Origin of the sequence: Psychroflexus montanilacus, assembly GCF_020164535.1 — a bacterium.
GTDB lineage: Bacteria > Bacteroidota > Bacteroidia > Flavobacteriales > Flavobacteriaceae > Psychroflexus > Psychroflexus montanilacus.
This window is the reverse complement of record NZ_JAIQZC010000004.1, coordinates 288,361-305,471: the sequence shown is the minus strand read 5'-3', so window position 1 is coordinate 305,471 and position 17,111 is coordinate 288,361. Positions and strand designations below refer to the sequence as shown.

The following is a 17,111-nucleotide window of genomic DNA, read 5'->3' as shown; positions in this document are numbered from 1 at the left end:
TTAGTGAGTTTTTTAGTCAATGAGTCGATGAGTTTTTACCAAATTTGAAATTATTTGTGTTTCCAACTAAACCCCTTCAGCATCAGGGCTGTTCTTAAAATATCCTTTTGACTCACAATGCCAATGATTTTTCCGTCTTCTACGACTGGAAATCGGCGTCTTTTGGATTTCAGGAATAAATTGGCAACGTCAAAGAGGTTCACATCTGGAGAAACGGTCTCAACTTCTCTAGACATGTACTTTTCTACACTTGTATCTTCCATCGGCATGTTGTAATACCGGCTTTCAGAAATCTGTTTAACGCAATCTCCTTCAGAAATAATCCCAATCACGTGCTTGTGGTCATCAACCACAGGACCTCCAGAAACTCTAAATTTGATGAGTGTTTCCACGACTTCAATAATGCTCTGGTCCTTTTTAAACAGGATCATGCTCTGTGACATGCAGTCTTTCACCGTTATTTTCTCTGCTTCTACATTGGCTTCTCCTACTTGATTACCTTGAAAACTTTTAATGCCCATAACTTTTAATTTGACATTAAATTAAGCATTAAAATAATGATATGGTAATTTTAAAGGTTAAAAAATAATATTATATCATATTTATACGATAAAAAACAGGAATTTTTCCGTCGTAGATGTAGCATGAGCAAGGCCTTTAAGAGGTAAAATTTATCTTACTTCATTCCCGGTTGTTTGATTTCATAGCCAGATTTGGCTTTATCGTCTTTCACCATTTGCTTCACATCTTCCAGTAATTGCTTGGCATCGTAAATGATTCCATCTTTGATGGTGTATTTCACTCCACCAACTCGAGTAACCTCATTCTCTTCTGTCAATTTTATAGCACCAGTTCCATAAAGCACTTTCAGGTTTTCAAGAGGGTTTTCTTCAACGATCACAAAATCGGCGAGTTTTCCAACTTCAACCGTTCCGATTTTATCTTCCATGCCCAAAGCTTCAGCACCGTTAAGGGTGGCAGACATCATAATTTCTAAAGGATGAAATCCAGCTTCTCTCAGCAGTTCAAGTTCGCGGATATAGGCAAATCCGTAGAGTTGAAAAATAAACCCAGAATCCGATCCTGCCGTAACGCGGCCGCCTCGATTTTTATACTCGTTGACAAAGGTCATCCATAAATCGTAGTTTTTCCTCCAGGTCGTTTCTTCTTCCGTCCCCCAGTAATGCCAGTGCGAGCCATGAGATATTTTGCTGGGCTGGTAAAATTCCCAAAGCGATGGCAAGGTATACTCCTCATGCCATTCGGCTCGTCTGGTACGCATCAAATCGCGGTTGGCCTCATAAATATTGAAGGTGGGATCTATGGTAAAATCCAATTCAATCAATTCGTTCATGACTTCGTTCCATCGATCTGAATTGGGTTCAGCAGCCTGTTCCCACAATTCTCCTGCTCCTGCAAAACGATCCTGCTCGTTATTATAATTATAATCCAGTTTGTAATGTTGAACGGTTCTATCTGTAAACAAAGCTTCGGGTAGTCCGTACCAATGCTCCATACTGGTGAGTCCAGCTTTAGCAGAGTTGACCACATTCCATCGGGCCACATCCAATTGGGCATGGTGCATGGCAGACCGCAATCCTAGGCGTTTGTTTTCTTCCAAGGCTGCCTGCATAATTTCTGGCCTCGCCCCAAAAAACTTGATGCCATCCGCTCCTTTTTTAGCATTGTCCTGAACCCATTTTTCAGCCATTTTAGGGGAACTTATGTCTTTTTCACTGCCTTGTCCAAAGGCAGTATAGGCCATAATCCTTGGAGCTGTAATGTCGTTGTTAGCAGATTTTTTCTTGTGCTCCAGCACCCATCCCAGTCCGTTTCCTGCCGACGGATCCCGTATGGTAGTAATGCCATGTGCCATCCATAATTTAAAGACATACTCGGCAGGAGTGCCTTGTGCTTCTCCACCAATGTGTCCGTGCATATCTATAAATCCTGGCATCAGGTACATGCCTGAAGCATCCAGTTCCTTTCCACCAGACTTGAGTTGAGGTCTGTTGCTTTCATCAATGTCGACACCTGGATAGCCTACTGTTTTGATTTGAGTTATTTTATTTTCTTCTACAACGATATCCACAGGTCCAGTGGGTGGCGCCCCATTCCCATTGATTAAGGTAACACCACGAATAATGAGTTGCGACCAGGGGCCTTCACCTTCAGCGCGTTCCGGGGCGCTTTCGATTTGTGCCCAGGCTGATATTTGAATTAATACAATACCTAACAGTAGTAATAGTTGTCTCATAAATTATCTTTTCTAAAAAAATAAAGGTAAGAAAGTTTAGGCAGAGGAGACTCTTTCTTAAAATTCTGAACGGGTTAGGTAGGATTTTTATTTATTCTGAAGGTATCACGTCCAAGCTTTAAGTTTTGAAATAATTTTTAAGACATTTAAGTTAAGTTAATGGCTTCGTAATGAGCTTGAAGTTAACTTTGCAAGTTAAGACAAGAAGAAAATTTAAGAATGGCTAAAAGAAAAAAGGAATCTGACCTCCCCAAAGTAAAACTGAACAAGCAGAATCTCAAGAAATCTCTACGCCTTTTTTCTTATATAGGTCCGCACAAATGGAAACTCATCATCGGGATGATTTTTCTTGGGTTTACCGGGCTTACAGCACTTCTGTTTCCAAAATTGATGGGCGATCTTATCGAGACTGCCGATTTTACATCAGACGATATCAACAGAATGGGACTTATTCTTTTGGCGCTGTTTACCGCTCAGGCTATTTTCTCTTTCTTCCGGGTCATTTTGTTTGTGAATGTCACAGAAAATATGCTGTCGGCTATCCGTCAAGACACCTACAACACCTTGGTCAAAATGCCGATGCAGTTTTTTTCCTCACGCCGTGTGAGCGAACTGAATAGCCGCGTGGCTGCAGATATTTCACAAATCCAGGATACGTTTACCACTGGTATTGCTGAATTTCTAAGACAAATGATTATTGTCATCGGCGGAATCACCGCCTTGTTTTTCACCTCCGTAAAACTCTCTTTATTGATGCTGGCGACGATTCCGATTTTTGCCATTGTCGCTGTGTTTTTTGGTAAATTTATTAAGAAATTATCCAAAGAAGCTCAGGATAAAGTCGCCGATTCCAACACCATTGTAGGCGAAAGTCTTCAAGGGATCGCCAATGTAAAAGCTTTTACCAATGAAGCTTTTGAAATGCTGAGGTATAAATTTGCCGTCAACGATATTAAGAAAATTGCCATCAAAGGCGGACTTGCCCGAGGTGCGTTTTCATCCTTTATCATCTTTTGTATTTTTGGAGCTATTGTGCTTTTGGTATGGTATGCGGTGAAGCTTCAAAATGTAGGTGAACTCACCCAATCTGAGTTGATCACCTTCATTCTTTATACGATTTTTGTGGGCGCCTCCATCGGTGGTTTGCCGATTCAATATGCTCAAATTCAAAAAGCCATTGGCGCCACAGAACGGGTGTTTGATTTGATTGACGAAGAACCGGAAGTGATTGTAGAAGATTCCAAACCCCAACCTATTCATGGTAAATTGAGTTTTAAAGACTTGAAATTTGCCTATCCTACCCGACCTGAACTTAGGGTGTTGAAGGACATTAGTTTTGAAGCCAAAGAAGGAGAGACAGTTGCCATTGTTGGGCCTAGTGGCGCAGGAAAGTCAACGATTGCCTCTTTGATTTTACGATTTTACGAACCCCAGCAAGGACAAATGCTGCTGGACGATAAACCAGCTTCAGAATTTACTTTGCACGATCTGAGAAGCCAGATGGCGATAGTGCCTCAGGATATTTTGCTTTTTGGAGGCACCATCAAAGAAAATATCGCTTACGGAAAACCTGATGCCTCCAACGAAGAAATTCTGGAAGCGGCCAAAAAAGCCAATGCGCATGAGTTTATAATGTCCTTTCCAGAACAATACGAAACCATTGTTGGCGAACGAGGCGTTCAGTTGTCTGGAGGCCAGCGTCAACGTGTGGCGATTGCCAGAGCGGTGTTGAAAAACCCTGTGATTTTAATTTTGGATGAGGCCACAAGTTCGTTGGATTCAGAATCGGAGCAACTGGTGCAGGAAGCTTTGGACAAGTTGATGCAGGGCAGAACTTCCTTTGTAATTGCTCACCGCTTATCCACGATTAAAAATGCAGATCAGATTTTAGTGCTGGAAGATGGAAAAATCATAGAAAAAGGAACGCATTCAGATTTATTGGAAAAGGAAAATGGATTGTATCATAAATTGATTCAGTTGCAAATGGAACTTAACTGAAAATGTTAAGCCAGTAAAAGCCTTTAGTTGGAATTCTAGGTTCTAAAAAAGCAGTTTTAAATTCAGCAGAAAAAAACAAAATCTGTGTGGAGTTGCTTGCTTGAAATTTAATACTTTAGAGGCTTCAATTTTTTAATAAATATAATTATGTCACCACTCAAAACCTCTTTTCCAAAGGATAAAATGAAAATAGTTTTATTAGAAAGTATCAGTCAGTCAGCTGTAGAATCCTTTAAAAAAGCAGGTTATACTCAAATTGAACAACATCCTGGCGCTTTGTCGGGTAAGGAACTGGATGAGGTTTTGAAAGATGCCAAAGTGGTGTGCGTGAGGTCCAAAACTCAACTCACCGAGGAGGTCATACAAAAAGCCAAAAAGCTGGTAGCGATTGGGTGTTTTTGTATTGGAACCAATCAAGTGGATTTAGAGGCGGCTAATAAAGCTGGGGTTTGTGTGTTTAATGCACCCTTTAGCAATACCCGCTCTGTGGCAGAACTGGTGATTGCTTCTGCTATTATGCTGATACGCAGAATCCCCGATAAAGATAAAGCGGCTCACGCTGGAGAATGGGACAAAAGCTCTGCCAATGCACACGAAATTCGCGGCAAAAAATTAGGTGTTGTAGGTTACGGCCATATAGGATCTCAAGTGTCTATTCTGGCGGAAGCTATGGGACTGAAAGTATTTTATTACGATGTAGAAAATAAATTGCCCCTTGGAAACGCAGAAGAGGTAACTGATTTAAAATCTTTGATTGAAGATTGTGATATCATTACGTTGCATGTGCCTGGTACCAATGGCACAAAAAATTTATTCAATGCGGAGGTGTTGAGCTGGTTTAGTAATGGCCAATTGCTTATCAATATGAGTCGTGGAAACGTGGTGGATATTGAGGAACTTAAAAAGGCTCTGGAAGATGGTCGCATCAGTGGTGCTGCTGTAGATGTGTTTCCAGAAGAGCCTAAAAACAAAGCAGAGAAATTCACTTCTCCTCTTCAAAAGGTGTCTAATGTGATATTAACTCCTCATATAGGTGGCTCCACCGAAGAAGCACAATGGAATATAGGTCTGGATGTTTCTAACAAACTGATCAAATACATTGAAAGCGGGGCGAGTCTGGGCAGTCACTCTATACCAGAATTGTCTTTACCCAAAATGGAAGACACCCATAGAATTTTACATATCCATAAAAACGTTTCAGGAGTACTGTCTGAAATTAACTCCAAGATTTCTAAGTTGGATGTAAATATTTTAGGGCAGTACCTCAGCACCAATTTTGATGTGGGTTATGTGGTATTGGATATTTCTAAAAACGACTCACTAGACACTCTAAAAGAACTTAAAAAGATAGACCATACTATAAGTGTAAGAATACTGTATTAAGTTTTTTTCGTTTTCGTATCTTCACTGGTTTCCACATCTTCGGTGGGTTGTCTTTTTGGAGGCCAAACAAACACAAGTGGACTGTGAAACAGGTAGGTTAAAACCGATATGATCACGGCTTTGAATTCTGAGAATGGAATCCGTCTTGACCTAAAAGCAACAACCATAGAAAGTCCAAAGCTCACCCAAAAGTTCATCAAACCGATAAGGAAAATACCTACTAAAGACCAGATAATCATGTCTGGAGTTAATGAAAACCCAGAGCCGTATATGCCTAAGGCAAAGTTACCACTTGAAAAGGCGATGTGACGAATATCGAGATTGAGGCCAAAAAACACCCCTATAGAAGCCGTACTTCCCATAAACACGCCAAACCAAAAGTTGGACATCACCCCTGCCCACTTGTTCTCAATAAACGTAGCCAATCTCAAAGCAAATTTTTTACCGAATTTTCTTTTTAGGTATGGGTGTTTTCCAATTCTACTGTAGACATTGTTAAACTTATTCCTGTTTGCAATTCCACCTGCAATAATGCCCGATAGAAACAAAAACACACCTGCTATTCCAGCATGAAATACAGCAAGTGATTTTACTGGATTGAGTTTATGGATAAGCTTATCCCATTTGGCTTCAGGTATATTGTAATCCATGCCGGTATCGACTAAATAGACCACTAGCATAGCTACTGGAAAAGCCATGATGATGTTACCTATAAAAGCAACAAACTGAGATCTAAATACCTCTGAAAAGAGTTTGGCAAAGACCTGGTGTTTAGTGCGTTTGGATCCTCCTTTCTTCATGCCGTTTTCCAGTGCAGAAATTAGTGTAGAAGCGGTCATTGCAGGCTGCTTGGTTGCCAATGTAAATCCAAGCAAATAAAGGATCACAAAACCTATAGAGTAATTCATACTGTAGAGGAATGCTTCGCCAAAACTACTCACATCAAGCTTGGATAATAATACTTTAGAAACACACATAAGCCCTACTACAAGACCGCCACCTATGGAAGTTAGTAGCATTTTGAAGTAGCCGCTTCTATCCTCTGTGATATAATGTTCTCCGGTTTTGGCAGTTTGCTCAGTAATTTCATAGAATAAAAGTCTAGTACCTTCATCAAAGAATTTTCCAAGATTGTTTTTGTAGCAATTATGTTTGATTAGTCTTTTACCAAGATTAATGGTGTTTTCTCTTAAGTCATTCTCGACTGTTCCAGCCAAGAATGGCAGGGTCACTTCCATCCTCAGCAATTGCCTTTTGATACGCATCAAATCTTGGTTTACTCTAAGAGAGATTCCGTATTTTTTGCTGTTTTTAAAGGCTTGATTGACATAATCTTTACACTGATCGAGTAAGACAAAAAGGTGTTTGAAATCTTCATCCTCAGGATCTATATAATGAGATTCATTATTCAATATGCGCTTTTCAATAAGGCTCAGGTCATTTTGAAAAGCGACAAATGGACTATCCAGATTGTTATATTCAGGAACCATTCTCATTACTTTGGTTTCTAAAGCATCACCACAAATCCTTAGAGTCATAATTTCAAAAGCAAACAATACTTCAGATAATGGGGATTCGACTTCAACAGAGGTCTGAATTGGCTTAAATTCCAGAAGGGTAAACAGAATTCTGAATTCACTCGGATCAATTTGTTCTATCCATTCGATATCATCAGATTTATAGAACACTTGATTTAAGATGTACTCTAGATTGTCCTCATCAGGCTGTTCTGGAAGAAATTTAGCAAAGAGTTTTTCTTTGATTTCAAAGAAAAAATCGGATTCTTCGGGGATACCAGCATCACTTATGAGCGAATGAAAGGTTTTGCCTTTCAGTAAAGAATTGATGTAAGTCGCAAAATGATCTCTGTAAGCATTGTTATCTTTCAGAAGATAAATAAGCGGGTTTAAAGTAACTGGATTTTCTTCATCTATTTCCTTTGGTCTCAAAAGATCTATAAGACTAGAAAGTAGATCTACCTGGTTCGAAATATTTTCCCAGGAACCATCTTTAAAATAGGTCTTGAAGAACTCATATAGATCTTTCTTTTTTTTGGCCATAATTAGTTAAAAACTCAAATTTAGCTTGCTTTTATTTATAAATCAGGCTAATTATCGTGTTTTTAACCAACCGGTAATACTTAGCCGTTCTTCATTCAGCACTTTTTTGACCTCGTGTTCCAGTTGCTGGCTTTCAAAAATCACCACACGACCTGGTAAAGGATGCACAGTGATTTCTTCTAAACCTTCAGGATATAATACCAGTTCACCACCATTGGTGGTTTTCCAAGACCTGTCATTGAGATAGCAAACCATTGATAGTTTTCGTCTGTCATCATTTTGGAAGGTATCGATGTGTCTTTTGTAAAATGTACCCTGTGGATAAACAGCGTAATGAAACTCCTGATGCAGAAGACCCATAAAACAAGTTTTATTTAAGTAATTTTTAAAATCCTTAATACGCTCAAAAAACTTTTTTTCTACTGAATTTGCTTTCACTTCATCTATCCATTGGATGTAATCACCGCGAATGTCTTTTTCAATAGATTCATTTATCCTGTTACCAATTGCTGCTTTTTTAAGTTCACTTTGATGGTAAAGTGCCTGCAGATCATTTCTTAAAAGATCGACTAAAGATTCTTCAAAAAAAGTATCACAAATCGAATATCCCTGCTCCAGAATATCAGATATTATAGCTTCATATAGTGAGTTTTCCTCGAAGGATATGGCATCGGTAAGTAGTGATGTAGTCATTAGTCAAGTATGTACTTTAGGCCCTCAAATTTAGGAGATAAATCGATAGAAAATTATAATTTTTTTGAATTGATTTTAAAGAGAAGTTGACTAATGTATCCATTCCAATAAATATTCTTTTCTCTTTTATTAAAAGCCACCCTGTTCATCAGGACAATCAACCTAACCCATTCCTGTAAGCTTATCCAAATATTCACCAAGTCAAGTAGTCTAAATGTATACAAATAGACAGGCAAATAATTTTTTTAATTCCAGTATCTTTGCAGCAATATTAAGGATCATGGCAAAAATCAGAATTACAAAGCAATTTACTTTCGAAACAGCACACGCCCTTTACGGCTACGATGGAAAGTGTAAAAATGTGCATGGACACAGTTATAAACTAGATGTGACGGTAATTGGTGAGCCTATTTCGAACATGAACAACGTGAAATGCGGGATGGTTATAGATTTTGGAGACCTCAAGAAAATTGTAAAGTCTGAGGTGGTCGATGTGATGGATCATGCCATACTATTAAACAAGGAAACGCCTCATATTGAACTTGCAGAACATCTCCAATCCTCCGGACATGATGTTGTTTTGGTTGATTATCAGCCTACAAGTGAAAATATGGTGATCGATTTTGCTAAGAAAATTTCCAGCAAACTCGACAAAAGCTTACAATTGTACTCCTTAAAACTAAGGGAGACGGGAACAGCTTTTGCCGAATGGTACGCTAGCGATAACCTTTAGAAATCAATTTCAAATTCAGAACCTGATTCTTCCTCTTCTTCAGATTCCTCATCTGAAAAATCATCACAGTCTATCTGAATGCTGAGGTTATCAGGTTTCTCAAATTCGTCTTTTGAAATTTCAAGCGTTTTATCAGCGAAAACATCTTTCATATACATTCCCCAGATAGGTAAAGCCAAAGTGGCACCTTGCCCATAGGTTATAGAAGGGAAACGCACACTTCTATCTTCGCCTCCTACCCAAACACCAGTTGAAAGATTGGGCACCATGCCTATAAACCAACCATCACTTTGGTTTTGGGTTGTTCCTGTTTTACCAGCAATGTCATTTTCAAAAGCATAAGGATAGCCAGTGACTGCTTTTTTGTAATCATCTCTATTTTTCAAATAGTCAAGATTAGTTCTTAAGCGTGCTCCAGAACCAAATCTAGTCACACCTTCTAATAACTTTATGGTTACAAACGCAGACTCTTCGCTCAATACATCACGACTTTGTGGCTGGTGCTGGTATAAAATAGTTCCGTTTTTATCTTCAATTCGTTGTACAGCATAAGGCTTGACATAAACGCCTTTATTAGCAAAAGTGCTGTAAGCAGAAACCATTTCGTAGACACTTATATCTGCTGTACCAAGAGCTATGGCAGCCACGGGGTCTATTTTGGAAGTATTTATTCCTAGTTTATCAATCAAACTAATCACATTCTCCGGGCCTGTTTTATCAATGACTCTTGCTGTAATGGTGTTGATTGATTCAGCGAGTGCCTGCTTCAAAGTTTTATTGCCACCATAATCGTCACTACTATTAGAAGGTGTCCAGTCTTCTGTAACCCCATGTCTGCCTTTTGGAATGGTGTAAGGAGTATTTGGCAGCTCATAACAAGGCGATAAATGCAATTGATCTACTGCCGTTGCATATACAAACGGTTTAAAGGTAGAACCTACTTGTCGCTTAGCTTGTTTTACGTGTTCGTATTTAAAAAATTTATAATTCACACCTCCTACCCAGGCTTTTATTTCTCCGGTTTGCGGAGTCATTGACATCATGCCAGTATTCAAAAAGGATTTATAATAGCGGATAGAATCTCTCGGAGTCATAAGAGTATCTATAGGTCCATCCCATGAAAATAAGCGCATGTCTCGTTTTCTATTGAAGGTTGCTATGATAGAATCTTCGTCTATACCTTTACGCTTCATAGTCTTGTAGCGATCGGAATTTTTGATTCCTTTTTGGATAATTTTTTCAACTTCTGAAGCATTTATACTTCTGAATGGAGCCGTTTTGTTATTTATATTTTGAGCATCAAATTCTTTCTGAAGGTTTTTAAGATGTTTTTCTACAGCAGTTTCTGCATAAGCCTGCATTTTGGAATCCACAGTGGTGTAGATTTTTAAACCATCTCTATACATACTGTAGGAACTTCCATCAGGTTTTGGATTATTATCAATCCAGTCTTTCATAAACTCTTGGACATAAGCCCTAAAGTAAGTCGCAATTCCATCGTCATGTTCTTCTGGGGAAAAAAAGGTTATCAGCTCAGTTTTTTGGAGAGAATCTTTTACATTTTCAGTCAGGAAACCATTCTTCTCCATTTGTTTTAAAACCTGATTTCTTCTCTGAAGAGAATTGTCTTTAAATTGTTCTTTTTGAGGATTGTAGAGGATAGGGTTTTTAAGCATGGCTACCAAAGTGGCAGATTCCTCAATAGTAAGTTCTTTTGGTTCTTTTGAAAAATAAATTCTTGATGCAGAACGTATCCCTACAGCTTGATGTAAAAAATCAAATTTGTTGAGATACATCGTGATAATTTCATTTTTTGCATACTGCTCCTCAAGCCTCACAGCAATGACCCATTCTTTTACTTTTTGAATGATTCTATTAAAGGTTCCTCTCTTGTTAGGGTCTGTAAACAAAAGTTTGGAAAGTTGTTGAGTTATGGTACTTGCACCACCTTTTTTCCCTAAAAAAATAGCTGCTCTAAGCGTACCTCTAGCATCTATTCCAGAATGGCTATAAAAGCGTTCGTCTTCAGTAGAGATTAAGGCGTTGATAAGATGATCTGGAAGATCATCATAACTCACAGGAGTTCTATTTTCTTTGAAATATTTCCCAAGAGTCTGGCCGTCTACTGAAATAACTTCGGTGGCGAGGTTGGTTTCTGGGTTTTCTAATTCTTCAAAGGTGGGCATAGTTCCCAAGGCTCCCCAGCTAGCTAAAAGAAAAATAAAGATGACACCTAAAATGCCTGCTAAGAACAATAACCAAAATCCAAGTATGTATTTCTTGAATCCTTTTTTGGGTGTTGATGTTTTACTCATAGTGTTTAAAAAAGGGCATTAATTTACAGTCTATTCTACTGCTTCCAAATGTATGCCAAAATCCATAATTCCTTGAAGCGTGTCTAAAGCTTCTATTTTACCAAATTTACGCATGGCATGTTTTACTTCTATATTGTAGTCACCTTTCTCTGTAAAAGTCACGTTGGATTTATACCACAGTTTGCTTTCTTTTATACTGCCAAAACCAGTTCCCATGAGCTCCCCGTTAGGATAAGCCATTTCATATTCCAAAGTGTCTCCTATTTGTTTTCCATTGGGAAAAGAAATTTTAGCAATAAGATACAAGTTATCAAATTCATAATCTTGATTAAGCCTTGTATTGAAAAACAAATGGTAAGGCTTAATAGTGTCTGGTGCTTCGAAGTTGTAACGCAAGGTGTCTGTTGTCGACCAACCTTTTGAAAAACTTTTATACTTTGAAAATACTATTTTATCCTGGCAACCTACCAGACTTATAATAAAGCCAAGGAAAAGGGAAAGCTTAAGACTTCGCATTATTCTTTTTTGACTTCTTATGTTTACTAGACTTCCTTTTGTTTCTAGGCTTCTTTCGCTTTGGTTTATCAAAACGCGTTAAACTATCTTGCCCAAAATCGTTAGAAAATTCAGTTTTTTCTATAGTAATTTCAGAGGTAAACTCTTCCAAGCTGGCTACAGGATTTTTTTCACGCTGAGCCTTTAGGATCACTTTTACTGCATCGGTATCCAGCTCAATCCAGTTGTTGTATTCTTTTTCGTAGGCATACCATAATTTCCCTTTGAAAATATCAATTTTCTGGCAAACGGCGTCTCCTTTTTTAGTTGTCAATTTTTGATCTTGTCTCGGGAAGTCTTTTAAGGCCTCAAGATAGGTGTCCAGTTCATAATTGAGGCAGCACTTCAGTTTTCCACATTGCCCCGCAAGTTTTAATGGATTCAATGATAATTGCTGATATCTGGCTGCAGACGTTTTTACGGTTCTAAAATCGGTTAACCAGGTAGAACAGCATAGCTCACGACCACAAGATCCAATGCCACCGAGCCTGGCTGCTTCTTGTCTAAAGCCTATTTGCCGCATCTCAATACGAGTCTTAAACTCGTAAGCAAATTCTTTTATCAGTTGCCTAAAGTCCACACGTTCTTCTGCGGTGTAGTAAAACACAGCTTTGGAACCATCACCTTGAAATTCGATATCGCTGATTTTCATTTTCAAGTTCAAACGAATAGCAATTTGTCTGGCTTTTACCTTCATCGCATCTTCACGCTCTCTGGCAGCTTGCCATACGTCAATGTCTTTTTGAGAGGCTTTTCTGTAGACTTTTAAAACCTCTTTGGACTTAGGATCTGTTTTTTTCTTTTTCATCTGTACTCTCACCAGTTCTCCGGTAAGCGTAACGATACCAATATCATGTCCAGGTGAAGCCTCTGTAGCCACAATGTCTCCTATGGATAATGTAAGATTCTCTGTATTTCTAAAAAATTCTTTTCTACTGTTTTTAAATCTTACTTCCACACAGTCAAATGCTTCCTGACCTCCTGGAAGTTCTACGTCAGATAACCAGTCGAAAACTGTAAGCTTATTACATCCATCTGTCCCACAAGTGCCGTTATTTTTACAGCCTTTAGGCTGGCCATCTTTTCCGGTTGAGCAACTGCTACATCCCATAAATTATATATATTGAAGCGCTTCTTACTTAAAACGCTGAAGATTAATCTTTCTTATTCCAAATGTCAAAGATACCAAATAATTACTAGAGACATTCCATCGCTTTTTGCCGACTTCTTCTGAATTTGATAGCGTATAGCTTTAGTTTTTTCGATCTTTGCTTCAAAAATTAGTTCACTTGAAACACCCCATATACATCAATGGCTTTGGATCCATTTCCGCATTAGGTCATGATCAGAAAACCATTCTGAAAAATTACCGAATCAATTCTACCCATTTTTCACAACTGAAATGGAATTCAACTTCAGTTTTAGGTGCCAGTCTTGCAACGCCATCTTCAGAAGCAATTGAAAAACTTTCTCAAGAAAACTCAAGGTACAAAGATCTGGACAGATCTGTCTTGATGGCTATGCTGACGGCCAGACAAGCGATGTCAAAACTAAAGTTTCAACCCGAATCCACAGGAATCAACATCGGTTCTTCTCGTGGAGCCACAACCTTATTTGAAAATCACCACAAAGATTTTCTGGAAGGCAAAAAATTATCACCACTCACTTCTCCCACCACCACTTTAGGGAATATTTCTTCCTGGGTGGCGCAGGACCTGGGAGTGGATGGCCCTAACATCAGCCATTCCATCACCTGTTCCACAGCACTTCACGCTATGCTCAATGCCAAAGCCTGGCTGGAAGCCGAGATGTGCGATTTGTTTTTGGTGGGTGGTTCTGAAGCGCCTCTTACAGAGTTTACCGTTGCCCAAATGCAGGCTTTGAAACTCTATTCCAAATTAGATTCTGATTTTCCCTGCGAAAGTTTAAAACTGGATAAACTTCAGAATTCTTTGGTTCTTGGCGAAGCTGCTGCCACGGCAGTGATGTCCAAATCTCCAGAAAATGCTTTGGCACAAATTACAGGCTTTGGTTTTGCAACCGAACAGATCACGCATAATATTTCCATTTCTTCGGATGCGCAATGCTTTCAAAAATCCATGACCATGGCTTTGAAAGAAGCAGGAAAAACCGAAGTAGATGCTATTGTTCTACACGCACCAGGGACCAAAAAAGGAGATCAGGCAGAAGTCAATGCGATTCAAAGTACTTTTGAAAATCTTCCGTTACTCACGACCAACAAGTGGAAACTAGGCCACACCTTTGGGGCTTCAGGCATGTTGAGTATAGAAATGGCTTTGCTGATGTTGACAACAGGCGAGTTTTTTGAAAATCCGTTTTATAAGCAACAAATTCCTGATAAAGCTATAGAATCGGTTATGGTGAATGCCGTAGGATTTGGGGGAAATGCGGTGAGTATTTTGCTAGAAAAACCCAAACTTTAAGAATTAATTTGACTCAAATTTTTTTCAGAATAGATATTACACCTACTTTTTTCTATTTTTGAATCATTAAATAAAATACCATGACAAGAAACGACTGGACTAAGGAAGAGATTTTAGACATTTATAATAAACCTTTGATGGAATTGCTTTATGAAGCAGCAACGGTGCATAGAATCCACCATGACCCTAATAAAGTACAAGTGTCTACGCTATTGTCTATTAAGACTGGAGGATGTCCAGAAGATTGTGGTTACTGTCCTCAAGCGGCAAGATACCACACCGATATTGAAGGCAATGATTTGATGAGTGTGTCTCAGGTAAAAGCACAAGCCTTGAGAGCAAAAGCTTCTGGCAGTTCCAGAGTGTGCATGGGAGCTGCCTGGAGAAATGTGAAGGATGGAGAGGAGTTTGACAACGTGTTGGAAATGGTAAGAACCATCAATAAACTGGATATGGAGGTTTGCTGTACGCTAGGAATGGTTACAGAAAACCAGGCGCAACGTTTGGCAGAAGCAGGACTTTATGCTTACAATCACAATTTAGATTCTTCAGAAGAATACTATAAAGAAGTGATTTCCACCAGAGGCTATCAGGACAGACTGGATACGATTGGTAACGTGAGAAAAAGTAACGTGACGGTGTGTAGTGGTGGAATTATAGGTATGGGAGAATCTTTAGAGGATAGAGCAGGTATGCTGGTAGCACTGGCTACCTTGAATCCTCAGCCAGAATCTACTCCTATCAACGCTTTGGTTCCTGTAGAAGGAACACCATTGGAAGAACAGCAAAAAGTATCCATTTGGGAAATGCTGCGTATGGTGGCGACGACTAGGATCGTAATGCCAGAAACGCAAGTTAGATTGTCTGCGGGAAGGACAGATATGAGTAGAGAAGGACAGGCGATGTGCTTTTTCGCTGGAGCCAATTCTATCTTTGCTGGAGATAAACTGTTAACCACGCCCAACCCTGACGTGAACGAAGACATGGAAATGTTCAAATTACTTGGACTGGAACCACAAAAACCATTTGAGAAAAAATCTCAGCCACAATCCGTTTCTGCAGAGGAATCTCAATACAAACCACTTGGTGAAAAGCCAAAATGGTCGCGACCTGGACATACGATAGAACGAAATGTCGAGGCAAAAGAGAAGGCTAAGTCTAAGGTCTAGTCGACGATAACCTTATTTAAAATTGAGAATAAGCTTCATTTTGGTATATCCCGAAATGAAGCTTATTTTTGTATGTTATGAACACCAATCAAAAACTCAATCTGCAGGCGGTCGAACGAGTAAAAACTATTTCTCCGAAAGATTTTCTCGAGAAGTATGTCAAGCCTCAAAAGCCCGTTGTGATAGAACAACTAACCAAGGATTGGCCTGCTTATGAAAAGTGGTCACTTTCTTACCTTAAAGAGATTGCTGGAGAGGTGGAGGTGCCTTTATACGATAATAGACCCGTCTCTGCAAAAGATAAATTCAACGAGCCTCACGCCAAAATGAAGCTGAAAGATTATGTGGATTTATTGAAAAAAGGTCCAACCGATTATCGGATTTTTCTTTTCAACTTGATGAATGAAGTGCCTGAGCTTCAGGGCCACTACAAAATGCCTCATCTTGGCGTGAAGTTTTTAAAAAAACTGCCTTTTCTCTTTTTTGGAGCAGAAAACTCTTCAGTGTTCATGCATTATGACATCGATTTTGCCAATATCCTGCACGTGCATTTTGAAGGTAAAAAGCGTTGTATCATCTATCCGCCTTCAGAAACCAAATACCTTTATAAAGTGCCTAACGCGCTTATAAGTCTGAATGAAATTAACTTCAACAATCCAGATTTGGAAAAGTTCCCAGCCTTGAAACTGGCACAAGGCTATGAAGCTTATCTAGAACACGGCGAAGCTCTATATATGCCAGAGGGTTACTGGCACAATATGACTTATCTCACGCCTGGATTTTCTATGAGCTTAAGAACCTTGCCAAGAAGTGCAAAGAATTTAAGCAAAGCCATTTATAACTTGACCGTGATGAGGTTTGTAGAAAATACGATGCGAAAATGGAAAGGGGATGACTGGATAGAGTATAAAAATAAATTAGCCTACCGCCGCCAAAATAAGCGATTACATAAGGAAATCACATAGGAAGTAAGTCATTGATGACGTCGTAGATTAGATCGGTCTCGTAGCCTTTGTAAGCCAGATGTTGATACAGTTTTTGCTTTTTTTTATAGTCATCCGGCTCTTTTAAAGTCTTCAGTTTTTGTTCAGAGAGTTCCCTAAGTGTCTTCAGGTAATCTTCTTCATCAATTTCAGATAAAGCCGCTTTTCTATTGTAGACCGAAATGTCTTTAGCTTTTAAATCTCGAAGGATACGTAGTCTGCCGTATTTTTTTATTCTGAATTTACCACGGGCATAGCTTCTGGCAAAGCGTTCTTCATTCAAAAAATCTTCTTCAATGAGTTTGGTGATGATGTAGGCTTTGGCGTCCTCATACATTTTCAGATCGTTTAGCTTTTTCTCTACCTCTTGATGGCAGCGGTCCTGGTAAACGCAATAGTTCATCAACTTCAGCAAGGCTTCATCTACAGTTAAGGATTTCTTGGCTTTGAACTTGTCTTGTGGCATTTTCTAAAAAGTATATTTGCAAAAATACAAAAACAAAAAACCCCATATTCTCATT

14 protein-coding genes are annotated in these 17,111 nt (G+C 39.0%); 6 read left to right on the top strand and 8 right to left on the bottom strand.

Going from position 1 to position 17,111, the window contains the following annotated elements:
* Positions 1 to 50 precede the first annotated feature (50 nt).
* Positions 51 to 521, bottom strand: a complete 471-nt coding sequence (locus LB454_RS12400) for a CBS domain-containing protein (RefSeq protein ID WP_224464992.1) — start codon at positions 519 to 521, stop codon at positions 51 to 53.
* Positions 522 to 676: 155 nt separating this feature from the next.
* Positions 677 to 2,257 (bottom strand): amidohydrolase family protein, encoded by a 1,581-nt coding sequence (locus LB454_RS12395; RefSeq protein ID WP_224464991.1) that lies wholly within the window; start codon positions 2,255 to 2,257, stop codon positions 677 to 679.
* Positions 2,258 to 2,476: 219 nt separating this feature from the next.
* On the opposite strand from LB454_RS12395, the gene LB454_RS12390 reads away from it, so the two are divergent.
* Together LB454_RS12390 and serA are read left to right on the top strand one after the other, a co-directional pair.
* On the top strand, positions 2,477 to 4,255 hold the full coding sequence (locus LB454_RS12390) for an ABC transporter ATP-binding protein (RefSeq protein ID WP_224464990.1): 1,779 nt from the start codon (positions 2,477 to 2,479) through the stop codon (positions 4,253 to 4,255).
* 147 nt (positions 4,256 to 4,402) lie between these two features.
* Complete coding sequence (serA, locus tag LB454_RS12385; protein WP_224464989.1) at positions 4,403 to 5,638, top strand: phosphoglycerate dehydrogenase; 1,236 nt, start codon at positions 4,403 to 4,405, stop codon at positions 5,636 to 5,638.
* Here the strand turns inward: serA and LB454_RS12380 are convergent.
* Positions 5,635 to 7,698 carry a site-specific recombinase gene (locus LB454_RS12380; RefSeq protein WP_224464988.1) on the bottom strand — a complete coding sequence of 688 codons (2,064 nt, stop codon included), beginning with the start codon at positions 7,696 to 7,698 and terminating at the stop codon, positions 5,635 to 5,637. The genes serA and LB454_RS12380 overlap by 4 nt on opposite strands.
* Positions 7,699 to 7,749: 51 nt before the next feature.
* Entirely contained in the window at positions 7,750 to 8,391 is a 642-nt protein-coding gene (locus LB454_RS12375) for a 2OG-Fe(II) oxygenase (protein WP_224464987.1), read from the bottom strand.
* Positions 8,392 to 8,671: 280 nt separating this feature from the next.
* On the opposite strand from LB454_RS12375, the gene LB454_RS12370 reads away from it, so the two are divergent.
* Positions 8,672 to 9,124, top strand: coding sequence for a 6-pyruvoyl trahydropterin synthase family protein (locus LB454_RS12370; RefSeq protein ID WP_224464986.1), 453 nt, complete (start codon positions 8,672 to 8,674; stop codon positions 9,122 to 9,124).
* Here LB454_RS12370 and LB454_RS12365 read toward each other — a convergent pair.
* The 3 genes from LB454_RS12365 to LB454_RS12355 are packed head-to-tail and all read right to left on the bottom strand — an operon-like array spanning position 9,121 to position 13,105.
* Positions 9,121 to 11,439, bottom strand: a complete 2,319-nt coding sequence (locus LB454_RS12365) for a penicillin-binding protein 1A (RefSeq protein WP_224464985.1) — start codon at positions 11,437 to 11,439, stop codon at positions 9,121 to 9,123. The genes LB454_RS12370 and LB454_RS12365 overlap by 4 nt on opposite strands.
* Positions 11,440 to 11,469: 30 nt before the next feature.
* Positions 11,470 to 11,955, bottom strand: coding sequence for a gliding motility lipoprotein GldH (locus LB454_RS12360; protein WP_224464984.1), 486 nt, complete (start codon positions 11,953 to 11,955; stop codon positions 11,470 to 11,472).
* On the bottom strand, positions 11,942 to 13,105 hold the full coding sequence (locus LB454_RS12355; protein ID WP_224464983.1) for a PSP1 domain-containing protein: 1,164 nt from the start codon (positions 13,103 to 13,105) through the stop codon (positions 11,942 to 11,944). The genes LB454_RS12360 and LB454_RS12355 overlap by 14 nt, the downstream gene beginning before the upstream one ends.
* Before the next feature lie 178 nt (positions 13,106 to 13,283).
* Here LB454_RS12355 and LB454_RS12350 point away from each other — a divergent pair, with 178 nt between their 5' ends.
* From LB454_RS12350 to LB454_RS12340, 3 genes are all read left to right on the top strand, one after another.
* Positions 13,284 to 14,438, top strand: a complete 1,155-nt coding sequence (locus tag LB454_RS12350; protein WP_224464982.1) for a beta-ketoacyl synthase N-terminal-like domain-containing protein — start codon at positions 13,284 to 13,286, stop codon at positions 14,436 to 14,438.
* An 80-nt stretch (positions 14,439 to 14,518) separates the two neighbouring features.
* Entirely contained in the window at positions 14,519 to 15,607 is a 1,089-nt protein-coding gene (gene bioB / locus LB454_RS12345) for a biotin synthase BioB (protein WP_224464981.1), read from the top strand.
* 77 nt (positions 15,608 to 15,684) lie between these two features.
* Positions 15,685 to 16,572, top strand: coding sequence for a cupin-like domain-containing protein (locus tag LB454_RS12340; protein WP_224464980.1), 888 nt, complete (start codon positions 15,685 to 15,687; stop codon positions 16,570 to 16,572).
* Here LB454_RS12340 and LB454_RS12335 read toward each other — a convergent pair.
* Positions 16,565 to 17,056 (bottom strand): regulatory protein RecX, encoded by a 492-nt coding sequence (locus tag LB454_RS12335; protein ID WP_224464979.1) that lies wholly within the window; start codon positions 17,054 to 17,056, stop codon positions 16,565 to 16,567. The two genes, LB454_RS12340 and LB454_RS12335, sit on opposite strands and share 8 nt — an antisense overlap.
* Between the last annotated feature and the right edge of the window lie 55 nt (positions 17,057 to 17,111).